This is a genomic window from Anaerocolumna sp. MB42-C2 (assembly GCF_030913705.1).
Classification (GTDB): Bacteria; Bacillota; Clostridia; order Lachnospirales; family Lachnospiraceae; genus Anaerocolumna.
In genome coordinates, this window is the sequence record NZ_CP133190.1 from 5,829,790 (window position 1) to 5,852,213 (window position 22,424).

The window sequence follows — 22,424 nt, forward strand, 5'->3', positions numbered from 1 at the left end:
CTGTTTGTTATAGTTTTTCTTTGTTTCAGAGAGTCTGATTATTAATTCTGCCTTATCATGTTAATAGTTGCTTATCTGCTCTTATGGCAATTGTTTTCATGTTCTTTTTGTATATCTTCTTTGTGAAGAATCTTGTAGTCCAATAATTCACGTATGAATTTAGGAGATACCTTTATCAATTCTGGTAAGAAGTCTTTGATGATTCGTACCAGTATGTCATATAATTTGATTTTCTGCTTGGCTTCATTAAGATAAACCTGACGCAGGAGTTCATCCGATACCTTAATATTCAGAATATCATTGGTCATATCTTTCTCCTTGGATAACTTGTTCTCTACTTCAGAGAGTTTTTCCTGTTGATTTTGAATTTCAAGGTTTTGGGCAAGAATTACTTCATTCTTTTTTTTAATCGTTTGATTTAGGCTTTCTTTTTCTTTAAGAAGAAGAGCATTCTTATCCTTTTCCATTTTCAATGCATAGTTGATGGCTTTTTGCTTTTCCATCACCTTTTTAGTATTAAAGATAGATATGTGTTCTTCAGGTTCCAAGTCCTTAGCCTGTTCCGCTAGACTTTGCTCTTTTATTTTGATTTCTGCTTCGAGCTTATTTAAAGATTTCTCCGCTTCCTTTAATTTAAAGGCTTGGACTTCCAAATGCTTCTCGGCTTCACAAAAATCATGTTTCTCTCCCCGGTCAAACCCATATTCTTTACCAACCGTATTATACATATAATCTTGGAATTTGCGATAACTGAATTGTCCTTTCCATAGTTCTGTTATGGAAATTTTCTTACAATCTTTCTTTTTATCATGAACTATTGGTATTGCAATTAAATGCATGTGCGGAGTTATTTTTCCTTCGGGAAAGAGAGCTTTTAACTCTTCATCATTAGGATGAAAAGCTTCATCACGATGAACAGTAGCAGATAAAATAATCATATCAGCGAAGTAATTCTGAATTGCCTGCAATTCCTTTTTGAAGAATACATCTTGTTCCTCAAGACTCATTTCTGATATTTTCTCACTTGGTGGATAAACCAGAAATTCATCTAAGAACTTTGTTTGCTTTTCTTCTGCTCCTTGTACTTTTAGCTGCCCTTTAAATGCTCCGTTTTGATACAGACGATTGAACGCTGTGAGATAGGTTTCTCCCTCTTTCAGGTTATTTGCTATGCTGGTATTAAGATGAGTAAGTGATGCATCAATGTTCTTGTTTCCGTAGTTTTTCAGTGTCCTGAAATTATGTTGATACGGAAATCGCATCTTTGATTTTATGTAGCCTTGATGTCTTACAATGCAAACATTTGCCATAAGAATTTCCTCCTTTAAAATTCGTTAATCTGGTACATTAATAAAAATGACAGACGAATTTAAAAAGAAGCACTTTTTTCATTTTTTTCAGAAAAGGGTTTACATCTCTTATATTTCAGATTATCTGTATTAACTCACTAGGGCAGTTAAACTGCAACTGCCCTGCTCGCTCTCCGAGGGGTCTGCGACGCTTTTGCATCATATTCACGTCAAAACAACGAAGAATCCATGCGCAGCATGGAAATTCGTTGTACCGTCCACTTCATCATGGAGGATTTTGCATCTATATGCCATATTTCATAATCTTTTATTTTACACAAAAGAAAGTCTTCACAATTATAGGAAGTGTAGGAGATACACATTGATAAGAGGTGTACACAGATTATTGTAAAATTTTATTTATTTATTTTATTAAATATGGTATTATGATTTAATAATTTACATATAAGTTTGAATTTGTGGAGGGGAATTATGATGAGCGATATAAAAAATAAATGGATAAAAGTGTTACATAATTTTTTGCTTTATGGAGTTATGTTTTTTTATTTAATGATACTATTTATTCTTTTATTTCATAAAAAAAGTATTGGTTCCTTTCAATCTGTAAATTTAATTCCTTTTCGTACAATAGATAGTTACTTGTTCAATGATGATTTAATACATGAATCTTTTGTATTAAGTAACATATTAGGTAATATAATAATTTTTATTCCTTTGGGAATATATATGACATTAGTAAATCGAAATAAATTAATACTTGTTAATACTATTTTAGTTACTTTGTTGAGTCTACTTGTTGAAATTGCACAATTTATTTTTGCGGTAGGAGCAACAGATATTGATGACATAATTTTAAATACTATTGGCGGATTACTCGGTGTTCTCTTATTTCATGTAATAAGTTATCTTTTCAAGGATAAAACTAAATTAGCTATTGAGGTAATTGCACCAGCTGGAGGGATAGTTGCCTTTGTAATTTTATTTTTTATGAATAGATAAAATCTTTTACAAATCCCGGTTTGTCGAATAGACATCTTGGTGTGCAACTTCCAATTTGTTGCATTGATTTTGAAAGAGTCTATTAAAATTCTTATTAAAAAATATGTGCACTATTATGTGCACATGAATCAGAAGTGGATGAAACCCCTTTCTTTTCAGTATTTGTAGGATAGGATTATGGTTCGAATCCCGTCTCGCACTTAACTTAATTCGTCAGAATTTCTTTATTTAAAAGGCTTCTGGCGATTTTTCATTTCTGGAGTTTTGAGTACGCATGAGTACGTCGCTTCCGTTCATACCCGAAAGAGCATTCACAAGCTGTCTTGATGTCTTCTGCTTTCCTTGGTTATTCAGTATGTAGGTACGAGTGGTAGCTTCATCATTGTGACCAAGAGACCATTGAATGTCTTCAATTTCCACTTTTTTTCTTCTCATTTCAGATGCTACCGTTCTGCGAATATCATGAGTAGATTTGACTTCGATTCCTGCACGTCTGCACTGAGCATGGATACAGTTATCGACTTCACGAATCTTAGTTCTGCCTTCTTTATCACAGAAGATAAAATCACCATCCGAATACCCTGCTTCCTCATTGATACGCTTAACCGTCTGAAACAGATTAATTTCATAATCACTTAAAGGGAGATACCGGTCACCAGCAGGGCTTTTCTTCTTCGTATACTCACAAATGGCAACTTTGAGTTTCCCGTTTTCATCTTCAACACGACTTTCCATTCGATGGATATGTATTTCTCTGGCTTCCCAATCAATATCCGACCATTTCAGTGCCACAGCCTCACCTATCCTAAGACCAAGCTTGAACAGAAGAAATACCACATAGGCATCCGTCTCGTATGGCAGCTGCATTAACCGCTTGTTCAGTTGTCGAAATAGTTTTTCCTTTTCTTCTGGGAGATAGACACTACTTTCATCTTTGGGATTATTAGGTGGTTTACAGCCATTCACTTTGATTTCAATGTCATCATATGGATTGGACAGAATTAAGCCTTTCTTCTTCGCGTACTTCATTAAGTCCTTGAAAATCAACTTCATATTGTCCAGTTCTTTCTTGGTCAAATTATATTCACTGATACAGCCATGAAAGAAATCTTCAATATCTTCGACTGTGATTCTGTCGATAGATTTTCTGACGATTTTGGTGTTATTGTAATATTTCTCCCAATGGTTGCGATTTCTCTGAATTGTCCTGCTACTCAGATTCATTCCCTTGCGTTTCTCTATCCACAGAGGATACAGAATTTCCAAGGTTTCTTTCTTTACTGGAAAATAAATTTTGTATAGTTTCTGATATATCCCTTCTTCGGTATAAGAAGTTATTTTAACCCTCTTATTCACCTCTGTATCCAGGATATAGGTCATCCAGCGTCCACCTTTCTTAATTGGTGGTGTTATCTGGTATGGATGCTTCTGTAATACTTTTTCTTTCTTCATTTCTTTCACTATACTTTCCAGCTCATCCGACTTCATTGTACCGCAGGTAAAGTATTCTTTCAAAAGGTTTTTCTCTTCAAGATTGATTTGTTTCATAAAATGCCTCACTTCAGAATAAGATGGCATTTTTGTTTGTTATCATTTTTAAAATTTTGTTTGCTATTTTTGTTTCTATGCCTCAATTTAAATATGCAAGATTATTTTGAAAACAAAGCATTATTCAGGTAATGTTCAGCAATGACGCTGATTCTTGTTATGTCCAAGTGCTTTTGAAGTGATTTTCATTGCTTCTTTGTCATACCAGATACCTTTCTTATCACTTTGTGTTTAGAAAGAAATTTAATAAAGGGTTCTTTCATTCCCTACCAAGCTTCCTTGGCGATGTCGCATGGTGAAATCTCCATTTGAGATAATTATTAAGCACAAGGATGTTTCTTCCATCCTTCAACTCATTTTGTTTTGTTAAATTAAATTAACATAACTCAATTTGTTTGTTTCTCCTTTCGTATTTGATGCTAAGAATATAATTGAATCACTTGCTCAATATATGAAAAATGGTAAAAAAAATCCCAATAACCGTTTACCCATTCATAAATGTAATGTGTAACCGTTATTGGAATATGTTGGCATGTAAATAAAAGAGTGATATAATAGATAAAGTTTAATGAAGCTTATTATATATCAGTTTTACTACATTTCTGTTAAAACTGCTAACTAATAATGAAATGGATAGGATTTACAAGTTCAGACAATTTATATTATGTAAATATTTGGAGGTAGAACTGTGAAAGAAATTACGAAAGATTTATTTGTTATTCAAGATGAAGTTTTAAAGGCGAATATTTATGTGTTGTTAGCAAAAAACGGATATTATTTAATAGATACAGGAATTTTTATGAAAACAAGATATTTGATTGAAATATTGACGAAGAATAAATTCCCTCTTTCTGACTTAAAAATGATTATTCTAACCCATTGCCATTGTGACCATATAGGCGGAGCTGCGGAGCTTGTAAAATATTCAGGCGCAAAGTTAGCAGCGCATAAAAATGATGTTCCGTTTATTTTGCAACAAAATGTAATTGAAGGTACTTATCACAGCATGATGTTAGAAGAGCAGAAATACATGCGTCAGTTTAATTGTGTTGTGAATCAAATTGACTGTATTTTAGAAGATGGCGATATAATTGACATCTTTGGCGGTTTGCAAGTTATAAATGTACCCGGGCATACACCAGGGAGTATTGCCTTATATCAAGCCGATAAAAAAATAATGTTTTTTAGTGATGTTATCAGGAATAAACAAGACAGAGGCCTTGTAATTGGTATCCCCGAGAAATTTAACGTAAATACTAATCAGGTTCATATCGATGCAAAAAAATTGTTGAGTTATTCCATTGAGTATGCATTATTTGGTCATGGTTCAGCAATAACAAAGAATGCCAACTATATACTGAATGAGGCACTTGAATCTATTTTATGAAATAATATATGATTTTGAGTACCCTCTTGAGTACGTTAAAATTGGATGTGCTGGAAAGACCCTTTCTATCAATATTTATCGATGGGGTAGAATTCGAATCCCGTCTCGCGCTTACGAAATCCCTTGATTTTCAAGGGATTTTTTGTTGCTTGTATATGTGCACCGTATGTGTACTAGTTTTTCTTATTCTTTTTATTGCTACTATTCAGAGACTTATTCATAATGTCCAAGTTACCTTGTTCCGTATTGGGATTGTAAATGTAACTGAGAGTAGTCCTTTCATCGACTTGTCCAAGAATTTCCCTTATCTTATCCAAGGGCATTCCTTCCATACCTAAGCGGCTTGCAGTAGTCCTTCTTGTACAATGAGGACTCTTGTATGTAATTCCTGCATCTCTGCAATACTTACTAAGCCAATAGGTTACTGCTCTTGCAGTTAATCGTTCACCATTTCTTTCAAAGATAAACTCACCATCGGGATTAAGCTCTTTGGCTTTTCTTATGATTTCCTTTGCTACGTCAGTAAGAAGAATAAAGCGATACTCCGAATCATTTTCCTTTTTCAAATGCTCCACTATCTGGACACCGGCACTCTTAAAATTCTCTCCGTCAAAGACTAGAACCTTTTCTTCCATCCTTTGAATTGCTATCTTACCATACTCGATATCAGAGAATTTAAGCGCTACACCTTCTCCAATTCGAACACCAAGCTGAAACATAAGCTGTATGCATAATGCTTCAATCGTACTTTCTTCTTCCAGAAAAGTATCTAGAGCACCGAAGTCATCATTCAGATACAACTTGGAACCGTCACTTTTCTTTCTAACTGCTCGAAATTTTGCCTTGATATAAATTCCATTCATTGGATTTTCCGCTATAATCTCTTCATCAATTGCAATACGGAGTAAAGCAATCATTATGCTTTTCATGTTGTTATATTCTCTGTTAGAGAGTTTAAATTTGGTAATGGTAGCATTAAAGAAATTATTCAACATCTTGGTGGTCAGCTTTGAAATCGGCACATGAATGATGGGATGGTCTTTGTAATACTTATTCCAATGCTCATTATCCCGTCTGACAGTTTTAATATTAAGGCTCTTGTCCTTTAGACGTTCTTCCTATAAGGCTTTATAACCTTAATGGTATTTAGTCAAACTAATTTATTTATCTTTTTACAGACGGAAAGAAGAAATTTTTTCGAAAAGAAAGTATACATCTTTTTCATAAGTGTAGATGTTACACTATTTTGTTTTGTGTACCCTGCTGCTTTTTATTATTTAGGAAATACTGTTTTAGGGATAGTAAGATTATTTGGAATTTTTAAGGAATTACTTGATTAGCATGTTATAATGCTTTACAATAGCCATATCAAAAGAAAAGGGGACAATAATGAAAACAAAAAACAAATTGTTATATAAAGTTATCACGTATTTATTGTTGTTCCTTTGTGCGACATGTATATCATTTCATTTGACTATATATGGAGCACAATCTGTACAAGAGATTCAAGATTCGCAGTTAGCTTCTATAAATCGCGAATACAACAATTCTGGCGATGGAAACAACAATTCAATAATCCATAAATTAATTAGCAATAAACATAATCGTACTAATGTAATTAATAATTCTGGATTACTATTTTGTTTAGCATGCACATTTAATATAATAAATACTATTCAGATTAGTGAATCCTACCTCTATGAACATGAATATTTTTCTAAAATATATACAAGGTCTTTAGTAGCTCAAAAAATTCGTTTAAATAATTGAATCTTTTTTACATGGGAATCCAAATTGACATTTTAAGGTGTCATTATTACTATGTAAGAAGGAGATTTGATGAAAAATAGAATATATAAAAGTATAAAGCAGTTTTTTGTAATGCTTTCTATTAGCATGACTTTATTCTTAGGACCTGTTGCTGGTAATGAAGTAAGTAAAATGCTAAAAAGCATGGATGAAAGAAATGCATTGATAAAAGAAATAAATGAAGCTGAGAACGAAGAAAATAGTGATGATAAACTCAAGCTAAAAAGTACTCAGTTCAAAGAGATATAAGTTTTTTTCAATCATTGGCTCATAATTTTTAGCCATAAAAATATGTGCACTATTATGTGCACATGAATCAGAAGTGGATGAAACTCCTTTCTTTTCAGTATTTGTAGGATAGGATTTATGGTTCGAATCCCATCTCGCGCTTACGAAATCCCTTGATTTTCAAGGAAATAAAAATTTCCTCCTGCTCGCTCTCCGAAGTGGGGTTATACAGACATAGCGCTTTTTTCAAAGCTTTTATGTCATGATGTATGTTTCATTACACTCATAATAATTGTATTCTACTTATCATGTAAACAAGGTACTACATTATTAATACAAAATTAAAGTATACACATTTTGAGGAAGTGCAGAAGATACGCTTTAATGTTTGGTGTACGCAGATTACTGGTATACTTATTTTTTTTATTATGTTATCATTGTATTTATAATATATTAACAGGAATTTGTGCGGAGCCGAGAGGTCCATTTTTATTAATAAAAACGAAGTAGAATATTTATATTATTTAATATGACATGCTATTATCAGATTATATGCGATATTATTAAGGAAAAAATCGAAGGGAGTTATTATGGAATTCAAATACTATGTGCAAGAATACGCAAAAAAAAGAGCGGATAGTATTTTGCCTGTACCGAAAAATTATCCATTAAGAGGCGATTTTAAGCCTAATTTCTATTCGGATTTTTCAGAATTGACAGAGCTACTAAAAAGAATATATATCGACGTTGCCGAAAATCCCGCCGCTTACGGATGCGATTTATACCCGCTGGATAACGAAATGAGAGGAAAAGGTGTTGATAATGAATCAAACCTCAGCCTTGACCGTACCGTTAAATATTTACGGACACTTTGCGATTGCGCTGAAATTGAAAATCATACATTAAAAGTCAAAACAGAGCTTTTCAAAAAACAAGTAAAGAAAATCAAAAGACATTTCGCTATCGCGGAAAAACTGAAAGCTTTTAATTTTTGTTTTCAAGAGTCTGAAGATAACACGTACCTTTTAATTTCATATCCCAACAAACCAACTATTATCGATGTATTAAAGATTTACATGGATTGTTGGAATGAGGTTTTGAATGACGAATACATAAAAAGCGAGATTAAGAAAAACGGATATGGTTGTATAGCCTACTACTATAATTTTTATTTATTCGATTACAAAACTACGGCAAATCCGAAAAAACTGGAGCCCATGCAAATAATAAAAGACGATACTTACACTTGGGACGAGAGATGCCAGCAAACTTACATAAGCTTTTATGAGTACTCGAAAAAATATCCCACAATCCGTTCTTACGGAAGAGACTATTATATCGGAAAAAAGCGTATAGGCACCTTGCGATACGATGCAAATCATGAGTTTCTAAATCTAAAACTAAAGCTAAAGAATCCTGACAAATATATATCCGAAATCGAAAAGCTGCCTGAAAATTTGCAGTCATGTTTTTCAAATGATGTCAAAAAATGCTGGGGCTGCGGCTGCCTCGGTAACAATCCTGATATGTGTAGTAACAGAATATATTGGAAATTTAGCAGTGTAGAATATATTGGATGCTCAATGGAAAGCTTTTATTTTAATGGTATTAAAAGTGAAGATATACCACGGTTATTCTCATTGCTTGAATACGAATATAGCATCAAAAAAAGCAACTAGTTTTACAACTTCAGGCGGCATTATACTACGTACAGAATAAGAATAATCTACTATTGATTTTATACACGTTCTTTCACAATAGCGAGTTAAGACTCCGTTACATATTCTAATTCGTCAACGTGGTTACTAATTTTTTGGACGTTTTAATATCTTCAGTTTTAAACATAAAAATATGTACACTATTATGTGCACATAAATCAGAAATGAATGAACCCCCTTTCTTTTCAGTATTTTTAGGCTGGGATTATGGTTCGAATCCCGTCTCGCGCTTAATGAAAACGATTGGGAAGTCTTATTTTATAGGACTTCCCGTTTTTTTTATGTGTCGATTTTGTGGTAAAGTGTAAACCTTAATGCTCTGCGAATTTCTCAAGCACATATGCCACTTGTCTACTGGTTATTCGTTTTCCATCTCTTACAAAGATATATTCACTTTGACGTTCTATCTTTTGTAGGATTTGAACTGCTTTGGGAATTAGTACTACAAATCGATCACTGTTTGTTTTGGTATGCTCTCGAAGAAGTAACGAGTAACCGTTACCATGTCTATCTTGAACGCTATATTAATAAAAACATAGCCTTTGACAGTACATTGTTAATTAATACTTTAATAAAATATAGTAAGGAGATATTAGGAGATGGAAAATATTCAAATTCATAAAGTTACAGCAAATGATGCAGAGTTTTTACACAAGCTCATGAATGATGAGCATGTTATAGACCGATTAAGTGAGACTGAAACGGGCATTGATATCTGGATATCCGCTATAATAGAATGGGAAAAGGATCAAGACGAGGAAGATTACATTATTTATTATAATAGTATCGCCATTGGATGGTTAGGAATAAACAATCTATTATCAGCAGACAAAAAAGCTTATATTAAGATGATAGTAATATTGCCTGAATATCAAGGAAGAGGTATCGGCAAATACGTTATTTCTCAATCAGTTGAGCATTTACGCCTCATGGGATATCATTCAGTAATATTATTTACAGATAATAGTAATGTTGTAGCTCAGAAATGTTATAAAAAATGCGGATTTGACATTACTGAGACTATAATGAAGAAAATGTCTAATGGTAAAAGCATAAAGCGAGTAAAAATGGAGAAAGTACTTAAATGCTATTAAACAAGGTAAAAAAATCATCTTATTAGTTAAGAGATAAATGATACTCTTTTATTTCACCGTTAGTCATAGTCAATATAAGAGTAGCAGTATTTCCAGTATGATTAATTAAATATGACTTGACAAAAGTGTATGGCAACCATATACTATTAACATGGAAAAATTAATAAATAACAAACATCAAATTGCATATGATTCTCTGAATTTAGCTCTTACCATGGTTGATTTGGATAAAAAGACTCGTTACTTTGGAACGGATGTGCCGATTTTTCACTCTGAAATACATGTAATAAAGGCTATTGCTGAACATCCTGGCATTCATGTAGGTGGTCTAGCTGATGTTCTAGGAGTAACAAAAGGGGCTGCTTCCGAAATTATCAAAAAACTGGAGAGAAAGGCTCTGGTTATAAAGGAAATTGATGATCTTAATTTATCTAGATATTCACTGAGCCTAACGGAAAAAGGGGAAAAAGCCCATAAAAATCATATGCATTATCATGCTATTTTAAACAATATTGTGGAAAATGAGCTACAAAACGCTACCGAGGCAGAACTAAAATTTTTGTCTAGCTTCTTGACATCCCTGATAAGCAGAGTTGAAAATTTCGATGAAAAAATAGTTGAATAAAAATTTTGTGAAAGCGTATGGTAGCCATACACATTTAGTTAGGAGTTGCTAATATGAAAATGAAAAGAATAAAACATCATAATTTTGATAATAGTGAAGCCAGCGAACGACTGTATCAACAAAAACTTAAAGCTGACCAAAATACATTTCAAACATTTTTAAATTCTTTTTCGCAATGCATCTGTGTTCCTTTTTATCCATATTTTTATTTATATGATTATCTGATATTTACGCGAACCAATTCGTTTGTCGATCAACCGGAGGATAACAAGAATAAGGAGTACTTAAAAAAGAAGAATAAATAATTGTGGCCAAGAGTATGGCAACTATACACATTATACCTAAGCTTAAAATGGAGGGCTGATTGTGCAACAGAATAAGCGTCGTCATTCGGAGAAAAAACTTAGTTCTTCAAGGGAGGAATATTTGAAAGCTATTTATAAGCTATCTAAAAGAACTCAATCAGTACGCTCAATTGACATTGCTTTATATTTAGGAGTTTCAAAGCCTAGCGTTCATAATGCCGTGACTACATTGCAAGAAGAGGGACTCGTCATCAAGCCTTTCGGTGGTGAAATCCAGCTCACTGAGGAAGGACGCAAACAAGGAGAAGCCATTACGACCAAGTTTCAGATCATAAGACAATTTTTGATTACTTGTTGTAATGTTGATGAACTGACTGCAAATGCAGATGCCTGCAAAATGGAACACATCATCAGTGACGAAACTGTTTTTGCTCTAAAGAATATTTTAGTCAAGGGTGAGGTACTATACGAATGAATCAATTACGTAACAAACACAAAATAATATTGATTTATATTCAAAAAGAGCTACGCCAATAATTCTGATAATTGAAGCGGAGGAACTTGCAGCAAGAATAGTACTTGAAGCATATGTTACTCTTCTTAAGGTAGATGATATAAGCAATTGGGATGGTTACTTATATCGTATTGCAACCGGTGTATATTCAAGATATGTAAAAGAAATTAAGCGTTTCAGCAATTTTTCAATTGATGATATGGATATTTCATCAGAGGTGGATTTTACAAAAGAGATTATGCAAAGTGATGATTATAAACTTATAAGGCGTGAAATTTCATGGCTTAGTAAAATCCAAAGAGAAGTTATTTATTTGCATTATTATGAGGGCAAAAAAATTTCTTACATAAGCCATGCTTTAAATCTTCCTGAAGGGACTGTCAAATGGCATCTGTATGATGCTAAAAACTCATGAAAGAAGGAATGGAAAGAATGAGAAATAGTGGTGAATTAGGAATAAAACCTATGGTATTGGATGAATTGGTTGAAAGAGGATTCCTAAAACCATTAACAGAGTTACAAAAGAAAGGTGTCATGACAGTAGTTTTTAGTGATATATTACCAGATTAAATACAAAAAATGTTCAAATAAATCAGAAGTGGATGAACCCCATGCTTCTTTGGCAGAGTCCCATCCCGATATATGAAAGATGGTATAAAAAATCCCAATAACGGTTACCCATGCATTTTAAGTCAAAATGTATGGGTAACCGTTATTGGAATATGTTGTAATTTGCAAAAGGCAGTAGTATTATAGAGACATAACGGTATATAGTTATATAAAAACCAGTATTGTATCGCTCTAGCGTTATAATAAATAACGAGGAAAGGAGAAATGAAATGTTTAAAATGGATGCAGTGAATGGAGGATACACTTTAAAATAGCCTCTGTAAATTTAGGGAGAAAATAAATGGTTGCATATATTGAAGACAAAAGACAAAAGGAATTCATTTCAAGAAAAATATTAGAAGATTTACCTGACTGGTTTGGATTACCAGATAGTACAGATGAGTACATAAAATGTAGTCAAGAACTACCTTTTTGGGCAGAAATAGAAGATGATACTGCGAAAGGTTTTATTACTTTAAAAGGCACTAGTTCAGATACTGCTGAAATTTATGTTATGGGTGTCTTAAAAGAAATACATAATAAAGGTATTGGTAAGAAATTATTCGATGCATTTTATTCATTTGCTAAGGAACATAATTATTCATTCATACAGGTAAAAACTGTTCAAGAAGGTCATTATGACGAATATGACAGAACAATTCAATTTTATAAAAAACTAGGTTTTAAAGAACTTGAATGTTTTCCTACATTATGGGATGAATGGAATCCTTGTCAAATTTATATTATGGCAATTAAGTAAATCCAATTTGCCTTTTTACTTTTATTGCGACGTCCTGTTTTAACAGGATGAACGCTATACCGGTATCACGTTCACAGGCGGGCTCGTTTTGACGCAAGTAACCTTAGTACATGAGGCTCATTTTACCTACGTGTAAAATGACATGATAACCGGTTACTCGAATATGGCTGCGAGTAACCGTTATCATGCCTGTTAATGAAAGTGTACACTACTGCAAGGTATAGTAATACTACACTTTAAAAAAAATTGACTTCCTTTATCTGGTAATGTATGATTAAGTAAATTCTTATGGAATAATATTTAATCCGATATGGTTAGCAATTATTAATTAACGGGAAGTCAAACATATCATTAAAACATCCTCATTGAAAGAAGGGAAAAAATGTTAGAAAAAGTAACGGATAGAATCTACTATTATATGAACAATGATGAAACAGACAGGCCTGCATTAGGACTTGTATGTGGAAATGATTGTTGCTTAATTATTGATGCAGGAAACTCTCCAAAACATGCAAATGAACTAAAAAAAGAGATTGAATCCATGAATTTGCCACCAGTTAAATACTTAGTTGTAACACATCATCACTGGGATCATACTTTTGGTTTAAGTGAATGGAATGTTGTAACAATAGCGAATCAAATTACATATGAATACATGAAAACTTATTGCAACCTAAAGTATGACGATCATTCTTTGGAAGAAGCAAAAAAGAATAAAATATTTAAGGATACTTCGATAAAAAGTATAAAAGACGAAATTGAACAGAGAGAAAATTTTCATCCTAAGAACTGCACACTTTTATTCAGCGGAGAAATAACAATCGATTTAGGCGGAATTACTTGTTATTTGCGACAAATTGTTAGTCCTCATACAGATGATTCGACAATTATATATGTTCCGGAGGAGAGAATGTTATTCTTAGGTGATTGTAATTATGGATACACCAGCCAAGGATATAATTATTATAATAAAGAGTTAATGGAATTAAATATTAATGCAATTAAGCAGTATGATGCAAAATATTACTTATGTTCTCATGAATCCATCTGTACGAAAGAAGAAATGGAAGCTTATTGGAAACAATTACGTATGGGAGCTAAAATCACTGAAACTTGTAACAATATTGATGAGGCAATCATGGAATTTAAAAAAATTTATAATACAGAACCAAATAGTGATGATATATTTTTTATTAGAAGTTTCGGAGTAGGTAAAACTTGGGGACGTGAAATGGATTTAAAGCCGGAGATATTTTAAATTAAATACTTAATTTCATATTATTAAGTAATAAGTACCCATGAGTACGTCACTTCTGTGCATCTAGAGAGCATCGATAATCCGTCTTGCTGATTAGTATCTGGCTTCAGTTGCTCTCAGGGCAAGATTCAACTCTGAAATTGTACGAATTGCATGATATAGAGATACAATATGAGAGTTTCCCAATTACCTAATATTTATATTTTACGAGGAGGATATTATGGATTACAGGAAAATATTTGATAATAATGTTTCAACTGAAGATTTTGACAAATGGAGAACCCGTTATTGTGATGAACTTTTCGCAGACATTATTGAGCACTCAAAGCTTGGCATCGGCAAAACTGCACTTGAAATCGGCCCAGGAACAGGGCAGGCAACTGAGCCTATTTTAAAAACAGGCTGTTCTTATCTGGCTATTGAACTTGGTGAAAATTTTACAAAAGATATGAAGAGCAAGTTTGGTTCATATGATAATTTTCAAATAGTTAATTCAGATTTTGAAACATATGAGTTCGATAAAAACAGATTTGATTTAGTATATTCCGCAGCAACAATCCAATGGATACCTGAAGAAATCGCTTTTCCAAAGGTGTACAAACTCTTAAAAAACAACGGAACCCTTGCAATGTTCATGACACACACAGATTATAAAAGCACCAATGGAGCCTTACATCAAAAAATACAAGAGGTCTACGACAAACATTTTATACCGGAAATACCATATGCACCACATTTAGAATACAAAAATGTTATAAACTACGGTTTCACTGACTTTGAATGTCGACATTATCACAAAGTAAGAGAATATAACGCTGATGAATTTGTCTCATGGACAAGAATAATGGCTCCTCAATTGACTTTACAAGAACCAAATAAATCAAAATTTTTTGATGGCATCAGAGACGCTATTTTGAGTTTCGGAAACAGTATAACGCTTCTTGATGATATTGTTTTATACTTGGTACGGAAGCAGTGACATAATGTGCCTTTTGGAATGTAGGAGATACACATTGGCAAAAGGTGTACATAGATTATTGGAAAATTTATTTATTAATTTTATTCAATGTGGTATTATGAATTAATAATTTACATATAAATTTAGATTAAGGATGATATCCATGAAGAATATTTTTTTATTAACAGGTTTTTGTATTACATTTTTATTTCTCTCAGGTTGTTCCCAAAGAATTGGTTCTGATGTCGTTTCAAACCCAGTTCCCCTAATAGCTGCTCCGAGTCAAGAACCAACTATTAGTTCCATACCATCATATATTGAAACGGCTAGCACTAATGACAGTGACATTACGAATGCTTATAGCAATCCAATTGATGCATACTTTCTTCCACACTTAAATAATTATTCTTGCGAAGTTGAATTACGAGACTACCAAGATGCATATGTAGTGGTCTGGCGGGATGAATATAAAAACGTTATGAAGTGGATGTATAGTAAGTGTGTTTATCAAGAAGACAAAAACAACTTATCAGCTTATGAGGATAGTGTATCTCAATTGATTGAATCAACTGAAACAGTTTCACTCATAAATTGGTCAGACATCTATAAAACTCCTCCTAAAAAACGATATCCCGGTGCTTCCTGGGGAAACGGAACCCGTAGTGCTTTAAATCAGTTGGAGGCTGAGATTTATAGAGATGCCAGTATGAGATTTATCGACAAAAAATATACTTTTTTAAAAAGAGACTATTCTGCAGTGGAGATTCCTGAATAATTATTATTTAATAAAATCTTGTATAATTTCCAATTTGTTTAATTGAATCTAGATAGATATTAGTAATTCAACGGTTTAATATAAATTGGAAATATATACTTGATTTAAGATACGATTAGATTTATAATGATTAAGTTGATATAACTTCAATTTGCTTGCGAAAGGGGCTGATTAAATTATGAGAAAAGTAGATATGGTGATGGATCATTAATTTAATATTGATGTATGCAAAAGCTGATGCTTCTTGTGTACAAGGAACCCTATTGTAAATACTGTATAAACAGACTTGCCAATGGGCAAGTTTTTTTGTACCCAAAATTGGAGGAAAACCATTGAAAATGAAAGAAAACGGAACACAAATGCATGCTATTGTTTGTGAAGTTCAACGAGAATTGTTTACTTTAATATGTGACCATGGAGAGATTCATGCAAAATTAAAGGGGACATTTTACAAAGAAAACAGTATATTCCCAGTTGTAGGGGATAAGGTATTAGTTTACTTTAATCAAAACGGAAATTCTATTATTGAAAAAGTCTTTGAAAGAAAAAGTAAGTTTTCAAGAACGGATTTTTCAGGACATGCGGCAGGTTATGTAAAAACAATAAAAGAGCAAGTGCTTGCAGCAAATTTTGACTATGTTTTTATAGTTGATTCACTCAATAAGAATTTTAATGTGAATCGTATCACCAGATATATAAGCTTAGCATTAAAAAGTGGAGCAAAACCAGTAGTAATTTTAACAAAAGCTGATTTATGCAATAACGTTGATTATTATATAAAAGAAATCAAAAGCATATCAAAAAAAATTGATATCTGTATCATAAGCGCAAAATCAGGAATTGGCATGAAGCAGCTTGATTCTTATTTGAAACGTGGTAGTACAATTGTACTTCTTGGCTCATCCGGGGTTGGAAAGTCTACTCTAGTAAATGCAATTGCAGGTGAAGAACTAATGAAAGTAAGTGAGATACGAGAAAACGATTCAAAGGGACGTCATACCACCACCCACAGGCAATTGATAATGCTTCCATCAGGAGTTGCAATTATTGATACACCGGGAATAAGAGAATTAGGTATGTGGGAAGCAAGTGAAGGGATTGATGATACATTTTCAGATATAACGGAACTTTTTGGAGATTGCAAATATAGTAATTGTACACATACAACAGAACCTAGATGCGCTGTAAAAAAAGCAATTGAAAATAATATTATTTCAAATGAACGCTGGGAACTATATTGTCAATTAAAAAAAGAAGATGAATGGGGTAAAAATAAAGCTATTTATACATCCAAACAAAAATTAAAGAATAAAATTAGCAGGACATAAAACAAGATTATATTAAAAATTATAACTACTAAAACAGGATTAAGTTTTAAAATGAAAGGAAAATAATATGCTGAAATTAACATATCTGTTTGAAAACTTTGATCTAGCCAAAGAAGCTATAAAAAATTGGAACTATGATGCCGATTCACTTGATACAATGCTATCCTATTATCGCATTTCTTCAAATGCAATTTACCCGTTTTGCCATAACGGTCAGGTTTGTTTTTTACGGCTTGCTCCAATAGATGAAAAGATTGAAAAAAATATATTGGGTGAACTAGAATTTATTGAATACCTAACCCAGCATGATTATCCGGCATTGAAACCAATAATGACATTATCAGGAGAAAAGCTCATTAAGCTGGACACCAAATGGGGAAAATATTATGCATGTGCTTTCCAAAAAGTTGCCGGGGTTCAAATTGAAACAACAGACAAATCAAATGAAATCATGTACGAGTATGGAAAGACTTTGGGTAAGTTGCATGCTTTGTCATCGGATTATAAACCAAGGATTAAAAAATGGACACATGTTGAGGTCTTAGATTGGATTGAAGAAGTATTTGCAGAATACCAAACGCCAGCTAATGTTATATTAGAGTTGATGGAAGTAAAAAAGGAACTAGCTGATTTTCCGATTCGAGATGATAATTACGGCCTGATACATTATGATTTTGAACTGGACAATGTTTTTTATGATGATAACACAAAGTCATGTGCTGTAATTGATTTTGATGATGGTATGTATCATTGGTATGCGCTTGATATCGAACAGGTTTTTGACTCTCTTAACGAGGAACTTGATTCCGGCCTTCTTCAGAATGCAAAGAATGAATTTATGAAAGGGTATAAAACCGAGTTTGGCTATTCTGAAGAGATGGAAAATTCACGTCCACTTATGAGACGGTTTATGATGTTGTATAAATAAAGTTGACACCCTATTCTCAAGAATTTTGATATATAATTAAAAGAGAATAGGAGTGAAAATATTATGGCAACAAATCGTGATCAAAAATCTTATGACAACGAGTATAAAGCTCAGGCTGTAAAACTTGCCCAGGAAATCGGTGGGCATAAAGCGGCTAACGAATTAGGAATTCCAAAGGGTACTATGTACACTTGGATAAAAGCCTACAAAGAAGGGCGCCTCAGTGCAAACCAAGCAGTTCATACACCGAATAATGCACTGACCCTTAACGAAGAACTCATTGAACTCAGAAAACACGTTAAAGAGCAGGATAAAGAAATTCGCCGTTTAAAGGAAGAAAACGAATTTCTTGAAGAAGCAAGCGCTTTTTTCGCAGCCAGCCGTCGGAAGTCAGCAAAAAACAGAGATTAATGTTTATTGCAATCAAAACCGAAGACGGCGTGGTTAAGGGCAAAATTTCTTTTTATTGCAGAATGCTTAGAGTTTCCAGACAGGCATTCAACAATTACCTGAAAACAAAAGATTCTCCTTGGAAATATCAACCTTTGGCAGATGCTATGCTGGATATCTGCAAGGAAGATGAATGTAATGACACTTATGGAAGAATCCGCATGTATCAGGCATTACAGCTTAAACAGCCAGACGGTGTTCCTATTCCCAGCGAGAGAACGGTTTATCGTTTGATGGAAGAAATAGGTCTTAATCATAAATCCAAACGCAAGCCTAACGGTATTACAAAAGCTAATAAAGAAGCCCGAAAATCAGATGATTTAATTAAGCGTGACTTCACAGCAGAAAACCCGCTCGAAAAATGTGTTACAGATATGACTGAAATAAAAGCATATGATGGAAAACTTTATGTTTCAGCTATCTTTGATTGCTACGATTTAGCAGTGTTAGGTCTTGCTATGGATACAAATATGAAAGCAACCCTATGTGAACAAACTTTAGAGAATGCTTATAAGGCATATCCGATGCTTTCTGGTGCTATCCTTCATAGTGATAGAGGTACACAATACACAAGCGAATTATATCGTAAAGCAATCAATAAATATGGCATTCTCCAGAGTATGAATAGTGCTGGTGGCAGATGCCATGACAATGCCAGATGCGAAAGCATGTGGGCAAGATTCAAAGAAGAATTACTTTATGGACGTTACGACACTACCACAATGACTGTGGAACAGTTAAAAACTCTCATCTGGAGGTATTTCATCAGCTATTGGAATAACAGAAGAATCTGTTCCGCTAATGGTGGTTTACCTCCATTGGTGAAACGACAGCAGTACTATGCTTCGTTACATGAGGCAGCATAGGTCGAACATCCTTGAGAAAAAAGTGTAAAGTAATATTGACAATATCATTATTAATTTATATAGCTATGCACGCTTAATTCGATGTGTAGCAGTAAATTTATCAAATGAACCCAATTGGTTACTTGAATTAAGAAAAAAACTAAATAACAGTATTCAAAAGTTGGAAATGAGTATTACAAGATTCAAATAATAAATCGGTGATTTTCCAATCAGTACTCGGGTTAGATAAACACGTAAAGGAGTACAAAAAAAATGGATGTGCCGGAATGTTCAGACTTGACTTAATTAAATTTGCTATAATTTATTGTTGTGAAATGCTTAATATAACTAAATGCTAAAACATTATAGTATATGTTATAGTTATATCCTCTTGACTCTGTCGTTGGGGAATAGTCTATACTAGAACCAAAGCAATGATTTGGAGGTTAATATGAACGAGTTATTTAAAATCAGAGATATATCAACCAGATATGGTATATCAGCACGCACACTTCGATATTATGAAGATATGGAACTAATTAATAGTATTCGCAATGATGATTATGCTTATAGAATGTATAATGAAACGTCTATAAAAAGACTGGAACAGATATTAATATTGCGTAAGTTAAACATTAGCATTAAAGATATACAACGTATTTTTAACACTTCTGGCTCTGAGGTTGTATTAGAGGTATTGGGTAAAAAGGTTGATGATATTGATGATGAAGTTTCTCTTTTAAATGAACTAAAAGAGGTTGTTTTAGAATTTATTGACCAGATTGAGAAATCTGATTTTGGCAAAGATTCAGATATTAAATTACTTTATGAAAAAGCAAAGGAAATAGAAAATCAACTTGTTAATGTAGATTATAATGGCAATCCATCCAATAGAAACCGGCTATTTGAAGTGACTGAAAAACTGAAAAAAGCACCTGAAGTACGTATTGTTCAACTACCGAAATGTAAAATGGCCACTTCCGGAGCACCGGATTCAACATTTACCACAGTGTGGAACTTTTCAAAATGGTGGGAGGATTATGACAAAAAACGCCATGGGGTACACTATGCACCACTGGATTTCCTTTTTGGCGAGGACGGTGGTCTGGTGTGGTGGATAATGGTGGAAGATGACGCGACCAATGAAGATTGTGGAGGTTATGATATCTTTGACTTTGAGGGTGGATTATATGCTGTTCATACATCCGTTGATGAAGATATGGAAAGTCAGAATATTGTAAATCATAAAATCTTGGAATGGCTCGAAAATACAGGTTTCGAGATTGACAAACGTCACGGTAATCGTACTTATATGGGACATATGGTCAATCCTTCAAACGAAATAAAACAGGGATTATGATATCATCAATATGAAATATTTGTGCCTATTAAATTGAGAGAGAAATAAAATGACGGATATTTTTCACTCCAGGGAAAGCTTACTTTCAAAACACTTGATTCGTTACTGCATCAGTATTGTAATTGTTGTTCCTAAAATATAGACTAGTCATATCCGAATCAGGACTGGTATGATTGCCTATTGCACAAAAGGCAATCGTACCATGTATGCAAGAATTGAGGTAAGAATAGGTGCAGATAAAACAGGAACCCTTTGCTTCGTAAATCAAAGACATTTTATTGAAGCTTTTTAGTTTGTAAATTATAATATGAAATTTATTATTTTAAAATAACGTTATTAGCTTGACAAAATAAAGTTTATGTCATAAACTATTTTGAGAAAGGAGGCTGTGCATGAAATCAGAGAATATTATCAATACATTTGAGAAGCTTATTTACTGGTCCGGTGAACGTTACAAATTAGCAAAAGAGTACGGAACTAATCAAAAATTGTATATTGCTGAAATTCATGCAATAGAATTAATTGGAAAATATTCCGGTATTCTTCAAAGAGATTTATGTGAAATGATGGGTATTACGAAAGGTCGCATGTCAATTATCATTTCTAATTTATGCAAAAAGGGGTTAGTCGAAAAGACTGATGATTTGATAAATCGAAAGGAACTTCCCTTGCGGTTGACATCGCAAGGTCATATCGTATTTCAATTTCATGATACTCAAGAACAAGTCCGTATGGATGCTATAAACAAAGTATTAAACAGATGTTCTGATGAAGAAATCGAAAAATTTACTGGTATATTGGAGGATGTTTTGAATATTTTGCAAGAAAAATAATTTTTATCAAATGGTTTATGTCATAAACTATTTGCAGAGTGTATTTTTATGAATGAAATAATAATTAATAACCAGGAAGGAAAATTAGCATGAATAAAGGGATAGAATTAGCTGCCGGTGTTTTAACAATATTAGCATCATTAATAATCGGAGGTAGTATTGTAGGGCTTGTTTTAGAGTTTGGTTACCCTAAAATTATTAGAAAGGATGCTATTACAATTTTAAGTACACTTGATAAAAAGAGATTTACAGTCCCATATATCTATTATTTATTTGGATTTGGTGGTTTTATATTAGTATACGCTTCAGTGTGTCTTGGAAATTATGAATTGGCTTATGGTGAAAAGGTATTTTCTCAGCTTGGAGAAATAAGTGGTATTATTTATGGAACATTATTGTTTGTGGGCATTTTGAGATATACGAAATTATTTCCACAAATAGGTAAATGGTTGAGAGAAGAAAAAATAAACAAACATGAAGCAGAAGTCATATTTAATTCATTTAATATCTATGCAGGTGAATCAATTGCAGAGCACATTGCCTTTGTCTTTCTTACTGCAATGATATTTTTTAATACATTAAGCATACTAGTATCGTCTTGTGTGGCTGCATGGATTGGGTACAGCGGTATTATTATTGCTATTGGCATGTGTATTGGCAATCTGGAGTTTCTAGGATTAAATAAAGTATTTATTATAAACCGTATTTTTTCATCAGTAGGGGCAATCTGGCTCCTGGTATTTGGTGTCGACATAATTTGCAAATAGTATAAAATAGATGGTA

At 33.0% G+C, this 22,424-nt stretch carries 24 protein-coding genes; 21 read left to right on the plus strand and 3 right to left on the minus strand.

What is annotated here, in order from left to right:
- Nucleotides 1-71 precede the first annotated feature (71 nt).
- The gene (locus RBU59_RS25705; RefSeq protein WP_308145325.1) at nt 72-1,310 is read right to left on the minus strand and encodes a plasmid recombination protein; all 1,239 of its coding nucleotides are present in this window, start codon (nt 1,308-1,310) and stop codon (nt 72-74) included.
- A 471-nt stretch (nt 1,311-1,781) separates the two neighbouring features.
- Between RBU59_RS25705 and RBU59_RS25710 the strand changes: the two genes are divergently transcribed.
- Nucleotides 1,782-2,309 carry a VanZ family protein gene (locus RBU59_RS25710; protein ID WP_308145326.1) on the plus strand — a complete coding sequence of 176 codons (528 nt, stop codon included), beginning with the start codon at nt 1,782-1,784 and terminating at the stop codon, nt 2,307-2,309.
- A gap of 228 nt (nt 2,310-2,537) precedes the next feature.
- On the opposite strand, the gene RBU59_RS25715 is transcribed toward RBU59_RS25710, so the two are convergent.
- On the minus strand, nt 2,538-3,857 hold the full coding sequence (locus tag RBU59_RS25715) for a tyrosine-type recombinase/integrase (RefSeq protein ID WP_308145327.1): 1,320 nt from the start codon (nt 3,855-3,857) through the stop codon (nt 2,538-2,540).
- Between the two features lie 688 nt (nt 3,858-4,545).
- Here RBU59_RS25715 and RBU59_RS25720 point away from each other — a divergent pair.
- A complete protein-coding gene (locus tag RBU59_RS25720) occupies nt 4,546-5,244 on the plus strand; it encodes an MBL fold metallo-hydrolase (RefSeq protein ID WP_308145328.1) in 699 nt (232 codons plus the stop codon).
- Between the two features lie 173 nt (nt 5,245-5,417).
- On the opposite strand, the gene RBU59_RS25725 is transcribed toward RBU59_RS25720, so the two are convergent.
- Nucleotides 5,418-6,173 (minus strand): tyrosine-type recombinase/integrase, encoded by a 756-nt coding sequence (locus tag RBU59_RS25725; protein WP_308145329.1) that lies wholly within the window; start codon nt 6,171-6,173, stop codon nt 5,418-5,420.
- 910 nt (nt 6,174-7,083) lie between these two features.
- Between RBU59_RS25725 and RBU59_RS25730 the strand changes: the two genes are divergently transcribed.
- From RBU59_RS25730 to RBU59_RS25815, 19 genes are all read left to right on the plus strand, one after another.
- Nucleotides 7,084-7,302, plus strand: a complete 219-nt coding sequence (locus tag RBU59_RS25730) for a hypothetical protein (protein WP_308145330.1) — start codon at nt 7,084-7,086, stop codon at nt 7,300-7,302.
- Nucleotides 7,303-7,871: 569 nt separating this feature from the next.
- Nucleotides 7,872-8,960, plus strand: a complete 1,089-nt coding sequence (locus tag RBU59_RS25735; protein WP_308145331.1) for a hypothetical protein — start codon at nt 7,872-7,874, stop codon at nt 8,958-8,960.
- A gap of 638 nt (nt 8,961-9,598) precedes the next feature.
- The gene (locus RBU59_RS25740; protein WP_308145332.1) at nt 9,599-10,093 is read left to right on the plus strand and encodes a GNAT family N-acetyltransferase; all 495 of its coding nucleotides are present in this window, start codon (nt 9,599-9,601) and stop codon (nt 10,091-10,093) included.
- 151 nt (nt 10,094-10,244) lie between these two features.
- Nucleotides 10,245-10,718, plus strand: coding sequence for a MarR family winged helix-turn-helix transcriptional regulator (locus RBU59_RS25745; protein WP_308145333.1), 474 nt, complete (start codon nt 10,245-10,247; stop codon nt 10,716-10,718).
- Nucleotides 10,719-10,771: 53 nt separating this feature from the next.
- Nucleotides 10,772-11,023 carry a hypothetical protein gene (locus RBU59_RS25750; protein ID WP_308145334.1) on the plus strand — a complete coding sequence of 84 codons (252 nt, stop codon included), beginning with the start codon at nt 10,772-10,774 and terminating at the stop codon, nt 11,021-11,023.
- Nucleotides 11,024-11,084: 61 nt separating this feature from the next.
- On the plus strand, nt 11,085-11,498 hold the full coding sequence (locus tag RBU59_RS25755; protein WP_308145335.1) for a metal-dependent transcriptional regulator: 414 nt from the start codon (nt 11,085-11,087) through the stop codon (nt 11,496-11,498).
- Between the two features lie 277 nt (nt 11,499-11,775).
- Nucleotides 11,776-11,952, plus strand: a complete 177-nt coding sequence (locus tag RBU59_RS28895) for an RNA polymerase sigma factor (protein ID WP_442871720.1) — start codon at nt 11,776-11,778, stop codon at nt 11,950-11,952.
- Nucleotides 11,949-12,107, plus strand: coding sequence for a hypothetical protein (locus RBU59_RS25760; protein ID WP_308145336.1), 159 nt, complete (start codon nt 11,949-11,951; stop codon nt 12,105-12,107). Before RBU59_RS28895 ends, RBU59_RS25760 begins: the two co-directional genes overlap by 4 nt.
- A gap of 340 nt (nt 12,108-12,447) precedes the next feature.
- On the plus strand, nt 12,448-12,906 hold the full coding sequence (locus tag RBU59_RS25765; RefSeq protein ID WP_308145337.1) for a GNAT family N-acetyltransferase: 459 nt from the start codon (nt 12,448-12,450) through the stop codon (nt 12,904-12,906).
- Between the two features lie 382 nt (nt 12,907-13,288).
- Nucleotides 13,289-14,164: an MBL fold metallo-hydrolase gene (locus RBU59_RS25770; protein WP_308145338.1), complete on the plus strand. Its 876-nt coding sequence runs from the start codon at nt 13,289-13,291 to the stop codon at nt 14,162-14,164.
- Between the two features lie 220 nt (nt 14,165-14,384).
- On the plus strand, nt 14,385-15,143 hold the full coding sequence (locus tag RBU59_RS25775) for a class I SAM-dependent methyltransferase (protein ID WP_308145339.1): 759 nt from the start codon (nt 14,385-14,387) through the stop codon (nt 15,141-15,143).
- 142 nt (nt 15,144-15,285) lie between these two features.
- Entirely contained in the window at nt 15,286-15,897 is a 612-nt protein-coding gene (locus RBU59_RS25780; RefSeq protein WP_308145340.1) for a hypothetical protein, read from the plus strand.
- A 338-nt stretch (nt 15,898-16,235) separates the two neighbouring features.
- On the plus strand, nt 16,236-17,225 hold the full coding sequence (gene rsgA / locus RBU59_RS25785) for a ribosome small subunit-dependent GTPase A (RefSeq protein WP_308148642.1): 990 nt from the start codon (nt 16,236-16,238) through the stop codon (nt 17,223-17,225).
- Between the two features lie 67 nt (nt 17,226-17,292).
- The gene (locus tag RBU59_RS25790) at nt 17,293-18,153 is read left to right on the plus strand and encodes a phosphotransferase enzyme family protein (RefSeq protein WP_308145341.1); all 861 of its coding nucleotides are present in this window, start codon (nt 17,293-17,295) and stop codon (nt 18,151-18,153) included.
- 63 nt (nt 18,154-18,216) lie between these two features.
- On the plus strand, nt 18,217-18,564 hold the full coding sequence (locus RBU59_RS25795) for a transposase (protein ID WP_308145342.1): 348 nt from the start codon (nt 18,217-18,219) through the stop codon (nt 18,562-18,564).
- A complete protein-coding gene (locus RBU59_RS25800; RefSeq protein WP_308145343.1) occupies nt 18,564-19,469 on the plus strand; it encodes an IS3 family transposase in 906 nt (301 codons plus the stop codon). The genes RBU59_RS25795 and RBU59_RS25800 overlap by 1 nt, the downstream gene beginning before the upstream one ends.
- A gap of 430 nt (nt 19,470-19,899) precedes the next feature.
- Nucleotides 19,900-20,808 (plus strand): MerR family transcriptional regulator, encoded by a 909-nt coding sequence (locus RBU59_RS25805; protein WP_308145344.1) that lies wholly within the window; start codon nt 19,900-19,902, stop codon nt 20,806-20,808.
- A gap of 392 nt (nt 20,809-21,200) precedes the next feature.
- The gene (locus tag RBU59_RS25810; RefSeq protein ID WP_308145345.1) at nt 21,201-21,641 is read left to right on the plus strand and encodes a MarR family winged helix-turn-helix transcriptional regulator; all 441 of its coding nucleotides are present in this window, start codon (nt 21,201-21,203) and stop codon (nt 21,639-21,641) included.
- An 89-nt stretch (nt 21,642-21,730) separates the two neighbouring features.
- On the plus strand, nt 21,731-22,408 hold the full coding sequence (locus tag RBU59_RS25815; RefSeq protein ID WP_308145346.1) for a DUF4386 family protein: 678 nt from the start codon (nt 21,731-21,733) through the stop codon (nt 22,406-22,408).
- Nucleotides 22,409-22,424: the final 16 nt, after the last annotated feature.

Excerpts from the sequence above, each read along its gene's own strand:
- RBU59_RS25810 (WP_308145345.1), top strand. The coding sequence starts at position 21,201 with ATGAAATCAGAGAATATTATCAATACATTTGAGAAGCTTATTTACTGG.
- RBU59_RS25770 (WP_308145338.1), top strand. The coding sequence starts at position 13,289 with ATGTTAGAAAAAGTAACGGATAGAATCTACTATTATATGAACAATGAT.
- RBU59_RS25740 (WP_308145332.1), top strand. The coding sequence starts at position 9,599 with ATGGAAAATATTCAAATTCATAAAGTTACAGCAAATGATGCAGAGTTT.
- RBU59_RS25760 (WP_308145336.1), top strand. The coding sequence starts at position 11,949 with ATGAAAGAAGGAATGGAAAGAATGAGAAATAGTGGTGAATTAGGAATA.
- rsgA (WP_308148642.1), top strand. The coding sequence starts at position 16,236 with ATGAAAGAAAACGGAACACAAATGCATGCTATTGTTTGTGAAGTTCAA.
- RBU59_RS25795 (WP_308145342.1), top strand. The coding sequence starts at position 18,217 with ATGGCAACAAATCGTGATCAAAAATCTTATGACAACGAGTATAAAGCT.
- RBU59_RS25715 (WP_308145327.1), bottom strand. The coding sequence starts at position 3,857 with ATGAAACAAATCAATCTTGAAGAGAAAAACCTTTTGAAAGAATACTTT.
- RBU59_RS25800 (WP_308145343.1), top strand. The coding sequence starts at position 18,564 with ATGTTTATTGCAATCAAAACCGAAGACGGCGTGGTTAAGGGCAAAATT.
- RBU59_RS28895 (WP_442871720.1), top strand. The coding sequence starts at position 11,776 with ATGCAAAGTGATGATTATAAACTTATAAGGCGTGAAATTTCATGGCTT.
- RBU59_RS25745 (WP_308145333.1), top strand. The coding sequence starts at position 10,245 with ATGGAAAAATTAATAAATAACAAACATCAAATTGCATATGATTCTCTG.
- RBU59_RS25775 (WP_308145339.1), top strand. The coding sequence starts at position 14,385 with ATGGATTACAGGAAAATATTTGATAATAATGTTTCAACTGAAGATTTT.
- RBU59_RS25735 (WP_308145331.1), top strand. The coding sequence starts at position 7,872 with ATGGAATTCAAATACTATGTGCAAGAATACGCAAAAAAAAGAGCGGAT.
- RBU59_RS25790 (WP_308145341.1), top strand. The coding sequence starts at position 17,293 with ATGCTGAAATTAACATATCTGTTTGAAAACTTTGATCTAGCCAAAGAA.
- RBU59_RS25730 (WP_308145330.1), top strand. The coding sequence starts at position 7,084 with ATGAAAAATAGAATATATAAAAGTATAAAGCAGTTTTTTGTAATGCTT.
- RBU59_RS25750 (WP_308145334.1), top strand. The coding sequence starts at position 10,772 with ATGAAAATGAAAAGAATAAAACATCATAATTTTGATAATAGTGAAGCC.
- RBU59_RS25725 (WP_308145329.1), bottom strand. The coding sequence starts at position 6,173 with ATGAAAAGCATAATGATTGCTTTACTCCGTATTGCAATTGATGAAGAG.
- RBU59_RS25780 (WP_308145340.1), top strand. The coding sequence starts at position 15,286 with ATGAAGAATATTTTTTTATTAACAGGTTTTTGTATTACATTTTTATTT.
- RBU59_RS25705 (WP_308145325.1), bottom strand. The coding sequence starts at position 1,310 with ATGGCAAATGTTTGCATTGTAAGACATCAAGGCTACATAAAATCAAAG.
- RBU59_RS25765 (WP_308145337.1), top strand. The coding sequence starts at position 12,448 with ATGGTTGCATATATTGAAGACAAAAGACAAAAGGAATTCATTTCAAGA.
- RBU59_RS25815 (WP_308145346.1), top strand. The coding sequence starts at position 21,731 with ATGAATAAAGGGATAGAATTAGCTGCCGGTGTTTTAACAATATTAGCA.
- RBU59_RS25710 (WP_308145326.1), top strand. The coding sequence starts at position 1,782 with ATGATGAGCGATATAAAAAATAAATGGATAAAAGTGTTACATAATTTT.
- RBU59_RS25805 (WP_308145344.1), top strand. The coding sequence starts at position 19,900 with ATGAACGAGTTATTTAAAATCAGAGATATATCAACCAGATATGGTATA.